Here is a 19,244-nt window from a genome sequence, read left to right as displayed (position 1 = left end):
TTTTCGCCTATGTCTCCCACCCTGGTTTTAAGCCTAATTGCCGGCTACTTTGTTGTGCTGGTCATCATTGCGGTGCTCACGTCGCGTAAGGCCACGAGCGAATCCTTCTTCGTGGCCAACCGCAACGCGCCCTGGTACATGGTCGCGTTTGCCATGATTGGCACGTCCCTGTCGGGCGTCACTTTCGTGTCGGTGCCGGGGCAGGTGCTTACCGGGCAATGGAGCTACATGGGCATGGTATTCGGCTATGTGGCCGGCTACGCCGTCATTGCCACGGTGCTGTTGCCGCTGTATTACCGGCTCAATCTGGTCAGCATCTACACCTACCTGGAGCAGCGTTTCGGCTTCTGGAGCTACAAAACGGGCGCTTTTTTCTTTCTGCTGAGCCGGGCCATCGGCGCGTCGTTCCGCCTGTTTCTGGTGGCAGGCGTGCTGCAGCTCATCGTGTTTGAGCAGATGGGCGTGCCCTTTGCCGTGACGGTGACGGTGAGCATTCTGCTGATTTACCTCTATACCTTCCGCGGCGGGCTCAAAACCATCCTCTGGACCGACACCTTCCAGACCATGGCCATGCTGCTGTGCGTGGTGGTCAGCATCGGCCTGATCGGGCGGGAACTGAACCTGGGCTGGGCCGGGCTGGTGCAAACGGTGCGTGAGTCGCCACTGTCGGAGACGTTTTTCTTCTCCGACCCCAACGACAAAAAGTACTTCTGGAAGCTGTTTGCGGCCGGCATGTTCATCACCATCACCATGACGGGCCTCGACCAGGACCTGATGCAGAAAAACCTGAGCTGCCGCAACCTGCGCGACGCCCAGAAAAATATGCTCTGGTTTACCATCACGCTGGTATTCGTCAATCTGCTGTTCCTGGCGCTGGGCGTGCTCCTGTTTAAGTATGCCGAGCTGAAGGGCATTGCCCTGGACCAGCTGCCGCAGCTGCTGAACCTGAAAGGCAAGCTCGACACCGACCGCGTATTCCCCTACTTGGCCACCACGCACTTCTCCCTGTTTGCGGGCGTCGTGTTCGTGCTCGGCATCATCGCCGTTACGTACGCCTCCGCCGACTCCGCCCTGACCGCCCTGACTACCTCTTTTTGCGTCGATTTTTTGGGCATCTCGCGCTACCCCGAGGCCAAGCAGAAATCCATGCGCCAGCTTACGCACCTGGCGTTTACGGGCGTGCTCATTGCCATCATCCTGATTTTCCGCGCCCTCAACGACCAGAACGTGGTATCGGCGGTGTTCGACGCGGCGGGCTATACCTACGGTCCGCTGCTGGGACTGTACGCCTTCGGCTTGTACACCCAGCGCCGCCCGCAGGACAAGTTCGTGCCCCTCATCTGCGTGCTCTCGCCGGTACTCACCTGGCTGCTGGTGCAGAACTCGGCCGCGTGGCTTGGCGGCTACGAAATTGGTTTCGAGAAGCTGATCTACAACGGGCTGCTCACCTTTCTGGGACTCTGGCTGATTTCGCGCCGCGCCGAGGTGCCGGCCGCAGTGAACCCCGCTGCGCGCGAATTGGTTAGCTAGGGCGTACCTTTGTGGTCGGCCTCACCCAGCCCGTTTGTCCGTGAAATATCACCTGCTCTTCATCCTGCTGCTCGCAGCTTGCGCCCCGGCGCTGGCCCAGCGCAAGGCGCCCAATGTCCGCGGCCCCATCATCATGCGTGCCGACCAGATGCGCCCGCAGATGAAGCCCGGCGAAAACCGCCCCGACGTGGCTCCCGCCTACCCCGGTGGCCAACCCGCGCTGAGCGAGTTCATTCAGCAGAACGTGCAGACGCCGGCCGCGGTGCGCGACCAAGGCAAGTCGGGCGTGGTTTTCACCAGCTTTTCGGTGGGCGAAGATGGCCGCCTGACCAACGCCAAGGTCGACAAGGGCTTTACGCCCGAGTGCGACGCGGAAGCCCTGCGCGTGCTCGGCCTGATGCCCGCCTGGAAACCAGCTACCCGCAAGGGCAAGCCGGTAGCCGTGGACGTGACCCTGGCGGTGCCTTTTGGCACGTCGCAGCACGTGGAGTTCGAGCAGGGTAAAGTAAAATTTGAGTAACAGCGACGTATAGGTGAGATAGTGAGATGGTGAAATGGTGAGTGCCGTTCTAATCAGCAGAACATCAAACTCGCCATTTCACCATCTCACTATTTCACCGTTCAGAAGATGGCAGCTAGAAGCGGATTCAATACCAGTGGCAGTGTCGGCGGCGACGCGCCCAAAATCAAGCTTACCAAAGAGACTTTCCAGCGCGGGCTGCGGATTTTCCGCTTCGTGCTGCCTTATAAAGCCCCGTTCATTGCGGGCCTGCTGCTGCTGCTGTTCAGCAGCATTTCCACGATGGTGATGCCCAAGATGCTGGGCTACCTCGTCAACATTGCTAACCACCAGACCAACACGCTACCCCGTTTTCTGCCCAAAACCATCACCGGCATTGCCCTGGTGCTGTTCGGGGTGGTGCTGCTACAGGGCCTGTTTTCCTTTCTGCGGATATACTTTTTCTCGCGGGTGAGCGAGTTCACCGTGCGCGACATCCGCCGCACGCTATACCAGAAGCTCGTTACGCTGCCGATTCCCTTTTTCGAGCAGCGCCGAGTGGGCGAAATCACCTCCCGCCTCACCTCGGACGTGGCCAATATCCAAGACACGTTTACGCTGACGCTGGCGGAGTTCATGCGGCAGATCCTGACGCTGCTGGCGGGCGTGGCTTTTATCATGTGGGAATCGTGGCGGCTGTCGCTGTTCATGCTGGCCACGTTTCCGCCCCTGGTGCTGATGGCCTTCCTGTTCGGCCGCAGCATCCGCAAACTCTCGAAGCAAACCCAGGATGAGCTGGCCAAAACCAACATCATCGTGGAGGAAACGATGCAGGGCATCAGCTCGGTAAAGGCCTTCACCAGCGAGCAGCACGAGGTAAGCCGCTACGGCGCCGGCCTGAACCGTACCGTACAGGCGGCGCTGAAATCCAGCTTGTACCGTGGCGGCTTCGTGTCGTTTATCATCGTGGCCATCTTCGGCGGCATCTTCCTGGTGCTTTGGCGCGGTGCTACCTACGTAGAGCTGCCCGCCTCCGACCCGCGCCACCTGCCCATGGGCGACTTGGTGTCGTTTATTCTCTACACCATGTTCATCGGGGCTTCGGTGGCTGGGCTGGGCGAGATGTATGGCAAGATCCAAAGCAGCCTGGGCGCCTCGGAACGCATTCTGGAAATCCTGGATGAGCCGTCGGAGCCGGTACACCAACCCCGTGTGACTGGCGCGCAGCCTTTGCGCCTGCACGGCAACATCCGCTACGACCACGTGGAGTTCCGCTACCCCACCCGCCCCGATCTGACGGTGCTCAAGGACATTACCTTCAGCATCGAGGCGGGCGAGAAAGTGGCGCTGGTGGGTCCCTCGGGCGCCGGCAAATCCACCATCGTGCAGCTGCTCATGCACATCTACGAGCTGAGCGGCGGCAGCATTTGCATCGACGGCTACAACATCAACGACCTGGACCTGACGGAGCTGCGCCAGCACATCGGTATCGTACCGCAGGAGACGCTGCTGTTTGGCGGCACCATCCGCGAAAACATCCTCTACGGTCGCCCCGACGCGCTGGAGGCTGATATCGTGGATGCCGCCCGCCGCGCCAACGCCTGGCAGTTCATCCAGTCCTTCCCCGAAGGCCTCGATACGGTGGTGGGTGAGCGGGGCATCAAGCTTTCGGGCGGGCAGCGCCAGCGCATTGCCATTGCCCGCGCCATCCTGAAAAACCCCGCCATCCTGCTGCTCGACGAAGCTACTTCTGCCCTCGATTCGGAAAGCGAGAAGCTGGTGCAGGCGGCCATGGACGAGCTGATGCAGAACCGCACCAGCATCATCATTGCTCACCGCCTGAGCACCATCCGCAAGGTGGACAAGATCCTGGTTATCGACGGCGGCCGCATCGTGGAGCAAGGTTCGCACGAAGAGCTGAGCGACAACGAAAACGGGCTGTACGCCAACCTGCTCAAGCTACAGTTTGAGCTGACGTAAAACGAAAACGGGGCCGCAAGCCCCGTTTTCGTTTTAGTTTCGCGGCCATTGCCGTTGTATACTCCGTAGCCCGATGCTCATAACTATTCCCGACGTCACCATTTCCGAAGCCGAGTTTGCCACCATAGCTACCGAGCAGTGGCTGAGCCAACCCAAAAACCGCTGGGTGCTCTGGATTTACGGCCTTTCCGGGGTGGTCTTTCTGGTTTTGGCGGGGCTGCGCTTGTGGGAGCGTGCTGAAGACCCAACGGCGCCCTGGCCAGTATTCGAGCTGATCTGGGTAGCCTTCATTCTGCTTTACGTGTTCTGGTGGCGCCCCTACCGGCTGCGCCAGTTCTTCCGCAAGAACTACCGCTCGTCGGCAGCCTCGCAAGCAGCGTGCACCTACCACTTCCGCGAGGATGAAATAGACAACATCAGCGACCTGGCGCGGGGCAGTGTCCGCTACGAAGCGCTGGTGAAAGCCCGGCAGCGCGGCCGTTGGCTGCTGCTTTACTTCTCCGACAGCGGCTACGCCTTCATCGACGTGGACAAGATTCAGCCGCCGGCCACCGCCGCAGACCTGCACCAGCTACTGCAGCAGAAAGGTGTGAATGTGAGTTAGCCGCTCCTTGCTTCAGCGCTAAGAGCATAACCGCTTCTGCCTAAGGCACAACTAATACCTAACCGATACCGGCGCGCTACTGCAGTTGTCGGCCATTCGGCAGCGCGTGGCTAACTTGCCTGCGTGCAGCCCATTCTTGTTTCCCAACCGCCCGTTCCGTTTCCTGAGTTTCGTCGGCAATACCTGCGACACAATTCCCGTAGCCTGCGGCGGCAGGCGCTTTTTTTCCTGGTTCCGTTCGGCGTCATGGTTGGGCTAATCATTGCCCTGGGCAACATTAAGTACCTCTCGACGCCGTGGTTTTACGGGCCGCCCCTGCTGCTGATTCTGGGCCTGATTGTGGCGGGCGTGCTGGCTTATTTGAGCCGTGTGCGGCAGCTGCACGCCGCTACGGGCCTGACGGCGCCGGTGGAGTACATTTTCTCCGCCGATAAGCTCATCATAAACGCAGCGGAAGGTACCGGGGAACTGGCGTGGCCCGACATAACGGGCGCTTCCGTCGTGGGCTCCTGGCTGTTGCTGACCACTGGCGGCGCCTTGCAGCCCTTCGTGGACCTGCGCGCGGTGCAGGCCCCGGCTACGGCAGCTGCGCTGCTGCAGTTGCTGCGCGCCAAAGGCTTTACGCTGGCCGAATAAACTGCTGCTGCCGTATGCAAACCCGCATCCAGGCGACCTTCAACGAGAATTACCTCGACGCGCCCGCCGTGCGTGCCATGTTCTTCGAAGCCATGGACGCCGACGCCCGCGTCGGGCGCGGCTGGGGCAACTCGGCTACCTGCGTGAGCTTCGTGCTCTACGGGCGCTTCTCGGAGATGTCGCTGTTTCGCTTCTACCGCATGCTGCACCGCCGCGACCCGTTTGCGCGGGTGCTGGTGGATGGCCGTTTGTTCACGGCTCAACCGTCCATTTAACCCATAACCATCATGCCCAGGACGTACTCTCCACGTATTACGCTTGGCCTGATGGGGCTACCCGCCGTGTCGCTGCTGCTATTATTGTTCAGCACACTCATCAGCTATTCTGGCCAGTCTAGTCTGGGGTTAAGCAGCCGCCACCTCACCTCGCCAGCGGCCAGTCAGCCCGGCGGCTGCATCCTGCTTGATGCCGAGCCGGTGGTTATCAACGTTACCCAAGACCGGCGGGTATTTTTCAGGTGGAGTGATTCAGCTCGGCAACTGCAATGCTGGCGTGCCGGCGCCGCAGCTAACGGCATGCGCTTACTGCCGGGACAGCTGCGTCAGTTAAGCCAGCAGCCCTACATTGGCGTCGATACCCGCACGTTGGCGCAGTATTTTTCCTTACCGGCCCCAGCTCAAAGCCAGCGCATGGCCCGCGGCATTGCCTTCGACTCGGCACTGCAACAGCTGGGCGCCTTTGCCGCACTACCGCAGGCCCATACCTGGCTCCGCCCTGCTTTTTATCTGCACGCCGATCAAACACTGCCCGTGGGCGACATCCGGCGAATTGCCCGTGTGCTGCACCAGCACCGCGTCAATCGCCTGTACTTCTTGCTCGATACCAAGTAAACGCCCCGGTATTAGCTAAAAATTTTGGCAAAAACTATTTGCTAAAAACCCGCGCATCGGCTGAAAGCTGTACTTTTACTTCTACGTATCACATTTACCATTCCTTCTCTCATGTTGCTCAAGAACCGGACTTCGCTGCTCAGCGGCACTGCCCTGGCAGGCGCAATCCTCTTCTCGGCTCCGGCCGCTCAGGCCCAGCTTAATACGCCGGCCGCCAGCCCCAAAAGCACTGTGACGCAGCGCGTGGGCCTGACCGACGTAACCATCACGTACTCGCGCCCCAGCGCCAAGGGCCGTAAGGTTTTCGGCGAGCTGGTGCCTTACCACAAGCGCTGGCGCACGGGCGCCAACTCCACCACGACCATCAAGTTCTCGGACGACGTGACGGTGGAAGGCAAGAAGATTTCGGCCGGTGAGTACGGCATCTACACCATCCCTACGGCGGGCGAATGGCTGGTGGTCTTCAACAAGGACACCAAGCGCGGCGCCGACGTGGAGAACTTCAAGGACGACCAGGACGTGGCCCGCGTGAGCATCAAGCCTTACAAGCTGGGCAACAAGCTGGAAACCTTTACCATCAACTTCAGTGACCTCACCCCCGCCACCGCCAGCGTGGACATGCAGTGGGAGCTGACCGGTGCCAAGTTCAAAATCGCGGCCGACGTGGAGCCTAAGGTGATGGCCCAGATCGACGAGAAGGTGGTGAAAAATGCTTCGCCCAGCACCGGCGACCTGGCCGCTGCTGCTTCGTACTACTACGACAACGGCAAGGACCTGAGCCAGGCCCTGTCGTGGATTCAGAAAGCCAACGCGACCGATCCTAAGTTCTGGAACGTGCACACGGAGGCCAAAATCAAGCTGAAGCAGAAGGACTATAAGGGCGCGGTGGCCTCGGCCGAACAGTCGCGCACGCTGGCGCTGGAAGCCAAGAACATGGACTACGTGAAGCTGAACGAGCAGCTGATGATCGACGCGAAGAAGGGCGAAATGAAGCCCGCCGGCGACGTGAAGGTAAAGGAGAAGGTGAAAGCCGAAGCCCCGAAATCGGACGACAAAACCAAGGCTGAGGTCAAGGTGAAAGTGGACGAGAAGAAGGGCGAGGTGAAAGAAAAAGCGCTGTACAAGCCGAAAGCCGACGACAAGAAGGAAGAGGCTCCCAAAAAGGGCTAAGCGGCGGCTTACGAATGCAAAACGGCCCGTCACCGAGTGGTGACGGGCCGTTTTTTATTGTCATTGCGAGCAGCGCGTAGTAGTAAGCTCTGGGCAATGTACCGACCGACAAGAAGCACCGCCCGAAACTGGTAACTGCAGTTTCGGGCGGTGCTGTTTGGTTCTAACAACTTTTCGGTTGGTAGGTATCGACTCGGCGGCGCAGTGTACAGGACCGATTGCTTCGCGCTGCTCGCAATGACAATGGGTGCCGCCGCTTGCTGTGGCACCAGCGGCCTGGGCAGTTGCTTAACGCTATTGCCTTTTAACTAGCTACGACCTGATTACTAGGCTCTACTGCTTGTGGGATAGGCGCCTGGGGCCAGATGCGTTGCAAGAGCTCCGCAAGCAGGAGCACGGCGAAGCAGCCCAGGATATTGTACCACAGGTAGGCTATATCGGTGAGCCAAAAGGCCAGCAGGGTGGCTAGCTGGGTGACTACAGCGGCCCAGAACACGGCCGGGCCGTGCACCTGCTTGCGGAAAAAGGCCACGGCGAAAATGCCCAGAATGGTGCCGTAGAACAGGGAACCGAGGATATTGACGGCCTGAATCAGGTTTTCCATGCGGGCAGCAAACAGGGCAAAGGCGATGCCCAGGGCACCCCAGCCCAGCGTGGCCCAGCGCGAGACGCGTACCAGGTGCGCGTCGGTGCACACGGCGCGGCGGGTAAAGGGGCGGTACAAATCGACGAGGGTGGTGGAGCCGAGCGAGTTCAGGCCGCCGGCAGCCGAGCCCAGGGCGGCGCTCAGCACCACGGCAATCAGCAGCCCGACGAGGCCCTGGGGCAGGTAGCGCAGCACGAAGGAGATGAACACGTAATCGGTGTCCTTGGCATCGGCTTCGGGGGCGGCTTGGCGGGCCAGGGCCAGCCAGTCGGTGCGCAGGCCGGCGGTGGCGGCCTGGGTGGTTTGCAGGCGCTGGCGGGCATCGGCTTGCAGGGCCGCGTCGGCGTGGTGGCGGGCGGCTACCAGGTCGGCGGCGGCTTGCTGCTGGCTGAGCTGGATGCTGGCGTGGGCGGCTTCGAGGCGGCGGGCCTCGGTGGCGGCGGCGGGGTTCTGCAGCACCCGGTCGTAGAGGGGGCGGTTGAAGGTGAGCGGGGCGGGCTGGAAGAGAAAAAACACGAACAGCAGCACGCCGATGAGCAGGATGCCGAGCTGCATGGGCACTTTCACGAGGCCGTTCATCAGCAGGCCGAGGCGGCTTTGGGTGATGCTCTGCCCGCTGAGGTAGCGCTGCACCTGGCTTTGGTCGGTGCCGAAGTAGGAAAGAGCCAGGAACAGGCCGCCGGTCATGCCGGTCCAGAAGTTGTAACGGTCGGTCCAGTTGAAGTGAAAGTCGACCAGGTTGAGCTTGCCCATGCTGCCGGCCACGTGCAGGGCATCGGAGAAGCCGACGCCGGCGGGCAGGTAGTGCACCAGCAGGTAGCCGGCCGTGGCCATGCCGGCGAAAATGACGGCCACCTGCCCCTGCTGCGTGACGGTGACGGCCCGGGTGCCGCCGCTGACGGTGTAGCCGATGATGGCCGCGCCAAGCAGGCAGACGGTGACGGTGGTGTTCCAGCCGAGAATGGCCGACAGCACCAGCGCGGGCGCGTAGAGCGAGAGGCCGTTGCTGAGGCCGCGCTGCACCAGAAACAGCCCGGCCGCCAGGGTGCGGGTGCGGCGGTCGAAGCGCGTTTGCAGGTACTCGTAGGCGGTGTACACGCGCAGGCGCTGGTAAATGGGCACGGCCACCACCGCAATCAGCACCATGGCCACGGGCAGGCCGAAGTAGAACTGGATGAAGCGCATGCCGTCGGCGTAGGCCTGGCCGGGGGTGCTCAGGAAGGTGACGGCCGAGGCCTGGGTGGCGATGATGCTCAGGCCCACGCCCCACCAGCGCGTCTGGCGGCCGCCGAGCAGGTAGCCGTCGAGGGAGGCGCCGGCGTGGCGGGTGCGCCAGGTGCCGTAGCCGATGATGAACAGCAGGGTGCCCGTGAGCACCGCCCAGTCGAGGGGGCTCATGGGGCGAAGTAGCGGCTGATGGCCACAAATACGCCGATTTCCGCCGCCAGCGCCCCTAGTACCAGCACGTACCAGGCCCGCCAGCTGGGCAGCAGCGGGGGCCGGGCGTCGGGGGCAGGTGAATCTGTGGTAGTGGAGACGTGCGGCATGATGGGCGGGATGAGACGCGGAAGGGACGGAACGGGCGCGGTGGGGGTTGCGGGCAGGGGCCGGCAATATCGTGCCAGCTTTGGCTGCTTCGGCGGCGCAGGATGCGGGCGGTGAGATGGTAGTTGCGGCCGGCGAGGTGGTAGTTGGCGTCGGAGAGGCAGTAGTTGACGGCGGCGAAGTGGTAGTTGGTGTCGGCGAAGCGGTAGTTATCGTCGGAGAGATGGTAGTTGAGGTCGGCGAAGCGGTAGTTGGTATCGGAGAGATGGTAGTTGAAGGCGGCGAGGCGGTAGTTGGCGGCGGGGAGGTGGTAGGTGGTGCGGAGTGGGTACGAAAGGGGCTTGGCGGACGTCAGCAACGGCGGCCAACCACCCCGGCGGCCGCTAAAGCGGCCGCGTCCCCTTCTCATCTGAGGAGGGGAGTTTGTCGTTCTTGTCTGCTGTGCTGTTCCCGGTTTTGTCAACTCTTACCCTCACACCCTCTTACCCTCCTGCCCTGCCCTCTTCCTAATTCGCCTTGTCTTTGCCCAGCTCGATCATGTTGGTGATGAGGCGGTAGGCGCCGGGCACGCCGGCGGGCAACTCGCGGAAGAACGAAAGGCCGGTATAGATGTAGTGGCCCTTGCCGTAGTCGGTGACGAGGATGGCCGACTGCTTGGGCTGTTCGCCGGGGTCCTGGCTGCTGATGACGGTCTGGTACTTTGGGTCCCAGGAGCTGGGGTAGTACAGGCCCTGCTCCTGCACCCAGCCTTTGAAGTCCTCGGGGGTAATCTTGTTCGGGGCCGACATCAGCGGGTGCTGGGGCCGGGTGATGGTCACGGGGGCATCTTCCACCGTGACGCGGTCATTGGACAGCTGCATCGGGTACGGGCCGATTTCGGGCAGCACGGTGCCGCGGTTCACGGTGTACTGCACTACCAGGTTGCCGCCCTTTTCGACGTATTCGAGCAACTCTTTCTGCTGGAATTTAAGGCGGTCGACGGTGTTGTAGGCGCGCACGCCGAGCACTACGGCGTCGAAGCGCTTGAGGAATTCGGCGTGCAGGTCTTCGGGCTTGAGCATCGTGACGCGGTAGCCGAGCTGGCGCAGGGCGTCGGGCACTTCGTCGCCGGCGCCCATGAGGTAGCCGATTTCCTGCTTGCGGCGCTTCAGATCGAGCTTGACCAGCGGGGCCACGGCCTCGGGGAAGAGCGTCTGGATGGGGATGTGCGGGTAGTTGATCTGCTGGATGCCGCGCGCGTACGGCTGGCCGTCAAGCGTGGCCACGGCGCGCAGCTGACCGGTGCTTTCCTGGTTGCCCTGGGGTGCGACCTGGAAGCTGACGGTGCGCTCTTCGTCCTTGTTGGCAATAGTGAAGTCGATGCTGGCGGGCTCCACTTTCCAGCCGGCGGGCACCTGCAGGGCCACCGAGCCCTTGGCATTGGCACGGCCGGCTTTCAGGGTCACGGGGACGGTCTTGGGCTGGTTATCGGCGAAGACGTAGGCCCGGCCGACGACGTTGACGGCCACGGGCGGCACCACGGTCAGGGGTTGATATAGTTCGCCCAGGGCGGGGTCAGTGCGCTTGTATTGGACGGGGACGCTAAAATGAATAGTCCGTAAGACTTCCGATTTCCCCATATACAGCGGCTTCTTATTAGTCCCAAGCAGCACCCAGACCTTTACCTCCGCAAACGCTGCGTTTTGGGGAGTGCCGCGTTGCGCCTGGTCTGGCACCTTATACATGCCTTCGGTTGGTTTATCCACCAACCAGTACGGCTGAGAAGTGATGTGCAGATACGTGGTCAGTGAGTCCTTTGGATACTCGCGACCAGCACGAATCAGCTTCTGGGCTATGTCGGGCGCTACCGCTGCTTGTGTATGGGTATAGCGGATGGACGCACCATCAACCAGCATCGGGTCACCAATTGATTTATTTCTGTTCTCAACGCCTGATTCCAACAAGGTGATGGGCGCCCCCGACCGGTTCGTAACATCTATCGTCACGGTGAGCGGGTCCGATACAGTCGCGGCGCTTTGGGCCACCGTAGCTTCTACATAGATACCTGAGCAAGCTTTTATGAGCTGCCCGACATCCTCCAGCTTTTGGTTGACCCAGAAATCTACCTCTGGTATATCTTTTACATGCCCCTGCACCTTTCGTAAGCTTTGTAGCCGAAAACTGACCAAGGATTCATGTAGCTCGAATAGACTACTGAGACTAGCAGTAGGCTGCGAAGGGTTGTAGGAATTAATAATTGCGTCGATTTCCTTCTGGATTTTCAGGCCGTCCAGCCCTAGCTTCTTCCAAGTCATATCCACGCCTTCGAGCGGGTCTTTCGTGGCCTTCTCCCCTTTCACCAGCTGCAGGTACTCCAGTGCCTCGCCGCGCTGGGCGGCCGAGCCGAAGCCCTGGCTGCGGTGCTGGGAGCGGCTGCGGGCGGCAATTTCGCCGTAGCTCTGGCCGAGCAGGGCGTTGTAGCCGCCGGCGTCGATTTTGAGGTAGCCGTCCATGTTTTCGCCGGGCTTCACGAAGAAGGAGCCGGTGTTCCAGAGCAGGCGCTTGGGCTGCCAGGGCTGCACGTACTGGAGCTGCTCGGGGAAGCGTTTCGGGTCGCCGGCGGCGTCGAAGGCTTCGGCGGCGAGGATGGCCGAGGCGGTGTGGTGGCCGTGGCCGGCGCGGGCGTCGGGCGGGAAGCGGGTGATGAGCACGTCGGGGCGGCGCTGGCGGATGACCCAGACCATGTCGGCCAGCACCTGCTCCTTGTCCCAGATTTTGAACGTCTCGTCGGGGGTCTTGCTGAAGCCGAAGTCGTTGGCACGGGAGAAGAACTGCCGGCCGCCGTCGATGCGGCGGGCGGCCAGCAGCTCCTGGGTGCGGATGACGCCCAGCTGCTCGCGCAGCTCGGGACCGATGAGGTTCTGGCCGCCGTCGCCGCGAGTGCAGCTGAAGTAGCCGGTTTCCACGAGGCGGCCGTTGGCCATGTAGGCTATCAGGCGGGTGTTTTCGTCGTCGGGGTGGGCGGCGATGTAGAGCACCGAGCCGAGCACGTTGAGCTTCTTGAGGCCCAGCAGGATTTCCGAGGACGAGTAGGTTTTGGGCGCCTGGGCCTGGGCTTCGCTCAGGAAGAAGGAGGAATGCAGAGCGAGGAAGGCCGGCAGGGCGGCGCGGACGAGGCGACGGGTCAGGGACATTCGGGACCGATGTAGAAACGCGGGGCGTAAAGGTAGACCGGCAAAAGGCTAAGATGTTTACCGTGGGTTGCAGCGGATATGCCCCGCAAGCGGCCACTGCTATATTGCTTTTCGCCGATAAAGTGGAACAAGTCGGGCCGCCCGTCTCGTTAGCCCAGACGACATAAAACCCTGCCGCGCGGCAACACCCGACACCCGACGCGCGTCAGTGGCCTATCTTCCGGCGCAATAGTTGCCTGCGCCGCATTTCCACTCAGACTTTCTTTTTGCCCATGCGCAATTCTTTTCGTCCCTGGCTGCCTGTGCTGGGCCTCGCGCTGTTGCCCGCCGCTTCGTTTGCCCAAGGCACGGCGGCCCCAGCCGCGCCCGTACCGGAGCAGTGGACCATGCTCGACCCCAAGACCAACAAGGTTATGGGCATCAGCGTCGACCGCACCTACACCGAGCTGCTGAAGGGCCGCACGCCCGCGCCCGTGCTGGTGGCCGTTATTGATTCCGGTATCGACACCACCCACGCCGACCTGAAGCGCGTGCTCTGGCACAATCCCAAGGAAATTCCCGGCAACGGCAAGGACGACGACAACAACGGCTACGTGGACGACATCTACGGCTGGAACTTCATCGGCGGCAAGGACGGCCGCAACGTGGACACCGACACCTACGAGGAGACGCGCCTGATGGCCCGGCTCAAGCCGCTCTACGAGGGCAAGGTGCGCACGGCCGTGCCCAAGGCCAAGCAGGCCGAGTACGACCTGTACCAGCGCGTGAAGAAGGACTACGAGAAGAAGGTGAAGGAAGACACGGAGCAGGCCCAGGAATACGGCCCGCTCAGCGAGCAGCTGGCCGGCATTACCGAGCAGCTCAAGCAGGCCCTGGGCGTGCAGCGCCTCGATACAGCCGTGCTGCGCAAGCCCAACACCACCAACCCGGGCGTGCTGCAGATTACCGGCCAGCTCTACCAGAGCCTGCTGGCCTCCGGCTCGCCGGACATGGAATCGGTGGTGACGCAGATGAAGGATGCCGCCGCCGACGCCAAAAAGCGCGTGGAGTACTCGCTGAACCTGAGCTATAACCCGCGGGCGGAAATCGTGCAGGACGACGAAAACAACGTGGCCCAGCGCAACTACGGCAACGCCGACGTGATGGGCCCCGACCCCACGCACGGTACCCACGTGTCGGGCATCATCGCCGCCGACCGCCGCAACAACCTCGGTGTGCTGGGCGTGGCCGATGCGCCGGTGCGCGTGATGATGGTGCGGGCCGTGCCTAACGGCGACGAGCACGACAAGGACGTGGCCAACGCCATCCGCTACGCGGTGGACAACGGCGCCTCCGTCATCAACATGAGCTTCGGCAAGTACTACTCGCCCCAGCGCAAGGCCGTGGAGGACGCCATCCGCTACGCCGGCTCCAAAGGCGTACTGCTGGTGCACGCGGCCGGCAACGAGTCGAACAACATCGACCTCATCGACCACTACCCGGCCGCGCTGGCTGAAGGGGCTAAAGCGGCTTACCCGAACGTGCTGACGGTGGGTGCTTCGGCCAGCAAGAACGACGACCATCTGGCCGCCGACTTCTCCAACTACGGCAAGCGCGTCGACGTTTTCGCGCCGGGCGTGGCCATCTACAACACCCTGCCGGGCAGCAAATACGGCAACGAGAGCGGCACCAGCATGGCCGCGCCCACGGTGGCCGGCGCAGCGGCCGTGCTCAAGTCGTATTTCCCGCAGCTAACCGGCGCCGACCTGAAACGCATCCTGATGCAGTCGGCTGAGCCGGTGCACACCAAGGTGCTCAAGCCCGGCGAAGCGAACAAGACAGTGGATTTTGCGACGCTGTCGAGCACCGGCGGCGTGATTAACCTCTACCGCGCCGTGCAGCTGGCTCAGCAGGGCCCGGCTACCGGCAGCAACGCCGGCGGCGGCTCGGCCTCGGGCAAGTAGCCGGCTCCGACTTTGTATTGCAGCAGCCCCCAACGCCCCGCGTTGGGGGCTGTCTTGTTTTTAGGCTCTTTCTAAGCAATGTCCCAGGCCAGCGGACAGGAAATTCGTTGCGGCCATCAATTATCTGTTGATCATAATATATAACTAATACAGTAATTAATTACCGGGCGCCCTTACCTTTAGCGTCACATTGTTGCCTTCTTACTCTATGACCAGATCCTTACGTTGTTTTTCTCTGTTCAGCCCCGCTGTCCTTACCGTTGTATTGCTGTCGGGTCCGGCCGCCCTGGCGCAGACCGGAGGCGTGCGCATTGGCTCGGCCGGCACTCCCGATGCCAAAGCCGCCCTTGACGTATCAGCCACCGACCGCGGCCTGCTGATTCCGCGCCTGACGCAGGCCCAGCGCACGGCTATTACCAACCCGCCCCAGGGCCTGATGGTGTACCAGACCGACGGTACCCCTAGCGGCGGCACCCAGACGGGCTTCTGGTACTACGCCGGCAACCCGGCCGCCTGGGTGTACCTGAACCCGACCACGACCACCGTGGCGGCCGGCGCGGGCCTGAGCACCACCACCAGCGGCAGCACCACCACCGTACGCCTGGGTGGCACCGCCCTCACGGCCGATACCAGCGTCCCCCTGGACGGCAATGATCTGACCTTCTCTGGTACCGGCAACGTGGGCATCGGCGGCACCACGGCCAACCTGCCGCTGACCGTGCAGGGCAATACCTCGAACGACGCCGTGCAGCTGCGCAACAGCGGCGGCACCAACCGCTGGCACCTGGGCCTGCCTACCAACGGCACCAGCAACGGGCTGAACTTCGCGGAAAGCGGCGTGGCCGACAACCGCCTCTTTCTGAAGCCCGGCGGCAACGTGGGCGTCAGCACCAACGACCCCACCGCCCGCCTCGACGTGAACGGCAGCATGCGCGTACGCGACCTGACCGGCACTGGCAGCCGCATGGTGGTGGCCGCCGCCAACGGTGACCTGAGCACCCAGGCCATTCCGAGCGGTGGCGGCGCCCCCACCGGCGCGGCCGGCGGCGACTTGGCGGGCTCTTACCCAAACCCTACGGTAGGCACCGGTGCTATTGGCACGGCCAAGCTAGCCGATAACGCCGTAACCAACGCCAAAGTGGCCGATGACGCCATCGGCATTGCCGAGCTGAGCGCCTCGGGCACGGCCAGCAGCACCACCTTCCTGCGCGGCGACAACACCTGGGCCACGCCCGCCAGCAGCGGCTGGGACCTGAACGGCAACGCTATCAACGGCAACAATTTCATCGGCAGCACCAACAACGAGGACGTCGTCTTCAAGCGCAACGGGGCCGAGGCCTTCCGGCTATTCGCCAACGGGCGGGCGTCGTTTGGCACCAATACCGCCGCCAGCCAGTCGCTGATTCTGGGCTTCAACGCGGGCGTCAGCTTCAACAACCCGAGTGGCAGCGCCAATGGGGCCGTCTTTCTGGGGTTCCGGGCAGGCGAGAAGAGTGTGGGCTCCACCAATACCTACATTGGTTACCTAGCGGGCGCCAATAACTCCTCGGGCATCAACAACACGGTGCTGGGCGCGGACGCCTTCATGACCGGGGCAAACAGCACCGGTTCCAACAACATTGCCATCGGGTTCGACGCCCTCAGCAACGCCGGCACGTTCACGGGCGGCAGCAACGTGGTCATCGGGAGTGGAGCGGGCTACGACATGCGCTCCAACGACAACAACATCCTGCTGGGCAGCAGCGCCAATGCCGCCAACGGCCTCTACAACGCGTACGCCATCGGCTCCAACGCCTCGGTCACCCAGGGACACTCGATGGTTCTTGGCGGCTTGCCCGGCACCAACGACGGCATCCGGGTGGGTATTGGCGTGACGGCGCCTAGTAGCAGCCTGCAAGTAAACGGCACCTTTGCCGTGGGCGTGCAGACCGGCTACGGCGGCGGCAGCGGCCCCGGCGGCGCCGCCAACGGCCTGGACCAGGGCGCGCCCAACCTGACGAACAAAGGCGCCGGCTACTACGGCCTGGCCCCCACCAGCACCAGCAACCAGCATTACCTGCTGCCTAATGCCAATTCCTGCACGGGGCGAGTCTACTACCTGCGCAATAACAGCAGCAACACCGTGGCTAGGCTCAGCGTGACCAGCGGCCAGATTGTCGACGGCACGACCACCATCAGCGCTGGCAGCACCTTCGACATGAATGCCACTGGCTCGTCCAAGGTCGTCACGGCTATATCGGACGGGACGAACTGGATCATCATCCGCACTGGAATCTAAGGCCGACTAACCCACTCATAGTTAACCGGTCAGCGGAGCCGGGGTGTTTTAATCAACATCCCAGCTCCGCTATTATTTGCGTCAATTAAAAGGATTTAACTGGGCGCGGCGGGGTATTTGTGCGTACTTACCACAGTACCATCCTTATTTTCCGCATGCTGATTCAGCAACTCATCATCCGTAGCATCTTGCGTAACCAGAACGCCGAAGGCTTACCGCCGACGGGGTCAAACGGCTCCTTGTGGCCGCAAGCCTGGCGGCTGCTGCGGCGGCAACTGGTCAACGCAGCACTGATGATAGCGGGCATTTTTTCGGCAGCGCTGGGGCTGAAAGGCTTCCTGCTGCCCAATGACTTCATCGACGGCGGCGTAACGGGCATTTCCCTGCTCACGGCACACGTAACGGGTTGGCCGCTCTCGGTGCTCATCGTGATTATCAACGCGCCGTTTCTGCTGCTGGCCTACTTCCACCTCGACCGCGTGGTGGCGGTGCGCTCCATCCTGGCCATTCTGGGGCTGGCCATCGTGCTCTACTTCGTCTCGTTCCCGGTTCTCACCCACGATAAGCTGCTGATTTCCGTCTTTGGAGGCTTTTTCCTCGGCGCGGGCATCGGCCTCACTATCCGCGGCGGCGGCGTGCTCGACGGCACCGAAATTCTCTCCGTTTTTGCCAGCCGCAAAAGCCCGCTGAGCGTGGGCGACGTGATTCTGCTCATCAACGTCGTCATTTTTCTGGCCGCAGCCTGGATTCTGTCCGTCGAAACGGCCCTGTACTCGCTGCTGGCCTACCTTTCGGCCTCCAAAACGGTCGATTTCATGATTGACGGCCTGGAGGAATACACCGGTGTCACCATTATTTCCAAGCGCAGCGACGCCATTCGGCGCATGATTACCGAGCAGCTCGGGCACGGCGTGACCATCTACGCCGGTCGCACCGGCTACGGCGGGCACGGGCACCAGCAGGAAGGCCTCGACATTGTGTTTACCGCCGTCACGCGCTTGGAAGTCACCCGGCTCCGGAGCGAGGTAGAAGCCATCGACCACCAGGCCTTCATCATCATGCACAGCATCAAAGACACCAAGGGCGGGCTGATCAAAAAGCGGCCGCTGCATTAGCGTCCGCTCATCAGGACAGTTGAAGTGCCCGTCGTTGGGGCCGAACACGCCGCTGACGACGGGCACGAACCGGCTGATACTTAGACCGTTCAGCCTCGCTCGGTTTGGGAGCAAGCTCATTCCCTCTGCCCCGACCATCTGCCCCGGCTACTGCCGAGCTCCGAAGACGCGACTTGCCCGCTTTTCCACAGCCGCGCAAGCTGTACCTTCGTCTTATGTCTTCTGCTCTTGCCTCGCCTACGCTTACCGATCTTTACCTCTACCCCGTCAAGTCGCTCGGCGGCCTGCGCGTGCCCGAAGCCGAGCTAACGCCCCGCGGCCTGCGCCACGACCGCCGCTGGCTGGTAGTGGACCAGCGCGGACAGTTCCTGACGCAGCGCACCCAGCCGCAGATGGCGCTGCTGCACCTGGAGTACGCCCACAACGGGTTCATTATCCGCCACATCCAACGGCCTGAGCTGCGGCCGCTACTGGTGCCTTTCGCAGCCGAGCACAAGGGTACGCAGTTCGTTACCATCTGGGACGACATGGTATTCGCCTACCGCGGCCTTCAGGAACACGACGAATGGCTGACCGAAGCCCTGGGCCAACCCGTACGGCTGGTGCACATGCCCGAAGCCGCCCTGCGCGAAGCCGACGGCGGCGCAGCGCCCGGCCTGGTCAGCTTTGCCGATGCCTTCCCGTACCTGCTCATCGGGCAAGCTTCGCTGGACGACCTGAACCAGCGCCTGCCCACCGGCCCGGTGCCCATGAACCGCTTCCGGCCCAACCTGGTGGTGGCCGGCACTGAGGCCTACGCCGAGGACACCTGGCAGGAGTTCCGCCTCGGCGAGCTGACGTTTCAGGGCATTCGGCCCTGCGCCCGCTGCGTACTCACCACCACCGACCAGCAAACCGCGCAACGCAGCCCTGAACCCTTGCACACCCTGGCCAGCTACCGCACCGTGGGCAACAAGGTGATGTTCGGCATGAACGTGGTGGGCCCGGCCAGCGGCCTGCTCCACGTAGGCGCCCCGGCCGAAGTACTAAGTCAGCACCCGCTGCACTAAAGCCTAGCTTCGCGGCTATGATCTGACAGCCCGTTGCTTCTTTCACCAGGAGCGGCGGAGCTGCTTCTCTTGGCACACACAGATGATTTAATCGTCTACTCCACCAGCGGACTCAGGTAGCAGAGCAGCCAACCATTGCACCTTTTAATTTCGTCCTATTTTTGTTCAAGAAAATTTTATAACAAT

General features: G+C 62.2%; 15 protein-coding genes. 12 read left to right on the top strand and 3 right to left on the bottom strand.

What is annotated here, in order from left to right:
• The first annotated feature begins 9 nt into the window (after positions 1 to 9).
• From B0919_RS11380 to B0919_RS11345, 8 genes are all read left to right on the top strand, one after another.
• On the top strand, positions 10 to 1,530 hold the full coding sequence (locus tag B0919_RS11380) for a sodium:solute symporter (protein WP_078012380.1): 1,521 nt from the start codon (positions 10 to 12) through the stop codon (positions 1,528 to 1,530).
• A 40-nt stretch (positions 1,531 to 1,570) separates the two neighbouring features.
• Entirely contained in the window at positions 1,571 to 2,050 is a 480-nt protein-coding gene (locus tag B0919_RS11375; RefSeq protein WP_078012379.1) for an energy transducer TonB, read from the top strand.
• A 108-nt stretch (positions 2,051 to 2,158) separates the two neighbouring features.
• Positions 2,159 to 4,009 carry an ABC transporter ATP-binding protein gene (locus tag B0919_RS11370; RefSeq protein ID WP_078012378.1) on the top strand — a complete coding sequence of 617 codons (1,851 nt, stop codon included), beginning with the start codon at positions 2,159 to 2,161 and terminating at the stop codon, positions 4,007 to 4,009.
• Positions 4,010 to 4,082: 73 nt separating this feature from the next.
• The gene (locus tag B0919_RS11365) at positions 4,083 to 4,613 is read left to right on the top strand and encodes a hypothetical protein (RefSeq protein WP_078012377.1); all 531 of its coding nucleotides are present in this window, start codon (positions 4,083 to 4,085) and stop codon (positions 4,611 to 4,613) included.
• A 246-nt stretch (positions 4,614 to 4,859) separates the two neighbouring features.
• Positions 4,860 to 5,249, top strand: coding sequence for a hypothetical protein (locus B0919_RS11360; protein ID WP_078012376.1), 390 nt, complete (start codon positions 4,860 to 4,862; stop codon positions 5,247 to 5,249).
• Positions 5,250 to 5,263: 14 nt separating this feature from the next.
• The gene (locus tag B0919_RS11355) at positions 5,264 to 5,524 is read left to right on the top strand and encodes a hypothetical protein (RefSeq protein WP_078012375.1); all 261 of its coding nucleotides are present in this window, start codon (positions 5,264 to 5,266) and stop codon (positions 5,522 to 5,524) included.
• 300 nt (positions 5,525 to 5,824) lie between these two features.
• The gene (locus B0919_RS11350) at positions 5,825 to 6,139 is read left to right on the top strand and encodes a hypothetical protein (RefSeq protein ID WP_078012374.1); all 315 of its coding nucleotides are present in this window, start codon (positions 5,825 to 5,827) and stop codon (positions 6,137 to 6,139) included.
• 111 nt (positions 6,140 to 6,250) lie between these two features.
• Positions 6,251 to 7,309 carry a DUF2911 domain-containing protein gene (locus B0919_RS11345; RefSeq protein ID WP_078012373.1) on the top strand — a complete coding sequence of 353 codons (1,059 nt, stop codon included), beginning with the start codon at positions 6,251 to 6,253 and terminating at the stop codon, positions 7,307 to 7,309.
• Positions 7,310 to 7,613: 304 nt separating this feature from the next.
• Here B0919_RS11345 and B0919_RS11340 read toward each other — a convergent pair whose 3' ends face one another.
• The 3 genes from B0919_RS11340 to B0919_RS11330 all read right to left on the bottom strand — a co-directional run bounded on the left by B0919_RS11340 (position 7,614) and on the right by B0919_RS11330 (position 12,673).
• On the bottom strand, positions 7,614 to 9,353 hold the full coding sequence (locus B0919_RS11340) for a sodium:solute symporter (protein WP_078012372.1): 1,740 nt from the start codon (positions 9,351 to 9,353) through the stop codon (positions 7,614 to 7,616).
• A gap of 55 nt (positions 9,354 to 9,408) precedes the next feature.
• Positions 9,409 to 9,858 (bottom strand): hypothetical protein, encoded by a 450-nt coding sequence (locus B0919_RS11335; RefSeq protein ID WP_078012371.1) that lies wholly within the window; start codon positions 9,856 to 9,858, stop codon positions 9,409 to 9,411.
• A gap of 148 nt (positions 9,859 to 10,006) precedes the next feature.
• Positions 10,007 to 12,673: a PIG-L family deacetylase gene (locus tag B0919_RS11330; protein WP_078012370.1), complete on the bottom strand. Its 2,667-nt coding sequence runs from the start codon at positions 12,671 to 12,673 to the stop codon at positions 10,007 to 10,009.
• A 272-nt stretch (positions 12,674 to 12,945) separates the two neighbouring features.
• Between B0919_RS11330 and B0919_RS11325 the strand changes: the two genes are divergently transcribed.
• The 4 genes from B0919_RS11325 to B0919_RS11310 all read left to right on the top strand — a co-directional run bounded on the left by B0919_RS11325 (position 12,946) and on the right by B0919_RS11310 (position 19,058).
• Entirely contained in the window at positions 12,946 to 14,616 is a 1,671-nt protein-coding gene (locus B0919_RS11325) for a S8 family serine peptidase (RefSeq protein ID WP_078012369.1), read from the top strand.
• A 208-nt stretch (positions 14,617 to 14,824) separates the two neighbouring features.
• Positions 14,825 to 16,894, top strand: a complete 2,070-nt coding sequence (locus tag B0919_RS11320; RefSeq protein ID WP_139362068.1) for a beta strand repeat-containing protein — start codon at positions 14,825 to 14,827, stop codon at positions 16,892 to 16,894.
• Positions 16,895 to 17,049: 155 nt separating this feature from the next.
• Positions 17,050 to 18,009 (top strand): YitT family protein, encoded by a 960-nt coding sequence (locus tag B0919_RS11315; RefSeq protein WP_078012367.1) that lies wholly within the window; start codon positions 17,050 to 17,052, stop codon positions 18,007 to 18,009.
• 215 nt (positions 18,010 to 18,224) lie between these two features.
• Positions 18,225 to 19,058, top strand: coding sequence for an MOSC domain-containing protein (locus tag B0919_RS11310; protein WP_078012366.1), 834 nt, complete (start codon positions 18,225 to 18,227; stop codon positions 19,056 to 19,058).
• The last annotated feature ends 186 nt before the right edge of the window (positions 19,059 to 19,244 follow it).

This window comes from Hymenobacter sp. CRA2 (assembly GCF_002007105.1).
Lineage (GTDB): Bacteria > Bacteroidota > Bacteroidia > Cytophagales > Hymenobacteraceae > Solirubrum.
The sequence above is the reverse complement of the archived record's forward strand: the minus strand, read 5'-3'. Positions and strand labels throughout refer to the sequence as shown.

Bases quoted from the DNA above. Each gene is read 5' to 3' on its own strand.
- B0919_RS11380 (WP_078012380.1), top strand. From the start codon at position 10: ATGTCTCCCACCCTGGTTTTAAGCCTAATTGCCGGCTACTTTGTTGTG.
- B0919_RS11370 (WP_078012378.1), top strand. From the start codon at position 2,159: ATGGCAGCTAGAAGCGGATTCAATACCAGTGGCAGTGTCGGCGGCGAC.
- B0919_RS11365 (WP_078012377.1), top strand. From the start codon at position 4,083: ATGCTCATAACTATTCCCGACGTCACCATTTCCGAAGCCGAGTTTGCC.
- B0919_RS11360 (WP_078012376.1), top strand. From the start codon at position 4,860: ATGGTTGGGCTAATCATTGCCCTGGGCAACATTAAGTACCTCTCGACG.
- B0919_RS11355 (WP_078012375.1), top strand. From the start codon at position 5,264: ATGCAAACCCGCATCCAGGCGACCTTCAACGAGAATTACCTCGACGCG.
- B0919_RS11350 (WP_078012374.1), top strand. From the start codon at position 5,825: ATGCGCTTACTGCCGGGACAGCTGCGTCAGTTAAGCCAGCAGCCCTAC.
- B0919_RS11345 (WP_078012373.1), top strand. From the start codon at position 6,251: ATGTTGCTCAAGAACCGGACTTCGCTGCTCAGCGGCACTGCCCTGGCA.
- B0919_RS11340 (WP_078012372.1), bottom strand. From the start codon at position 9,353: ATGAGCCCCCTCGACTGGGCGGTGCTCACGGGCACCCTGCTGTTCATC.
- B0919_RS11330 (WP_078012370.1), bottom strand. From the start codon at position 12,673: ATGTCCCTGACCCGTCGCCTCGTCCGCGCCGCCCTGCCGGCCTTCCTC.
- B0919_RS11325 (WP_078012369.1), top strand. From the start codon at position 12,946: ATGCGCAATTCTTTTCGTCCCTGGCTGCCTGTGCTGGGCCTCGCGCTG.
- B0919_RS11320 (WP_139362068.1), top strand. From the start codon at position 14,825: ATGACCAGATCCTTACGTTGTTTTTCTCTGTTCAGCCCCGCTGTCCTT.
- B0919_RS11315 (WP_078012367.1), top strand. From the start codon at position 17,050: ATGCTGATTCAGCAACTCATCATCCGTAGCATCTTGCGTAACCAGAAC.
- B0919_RS11310 (WP_078012366.1), top strand. From the start codon at position 18,225: ATGTCTTCTGCTCTTGCCTCGCCTACGCTTACCGATCTTTACCTCTAC.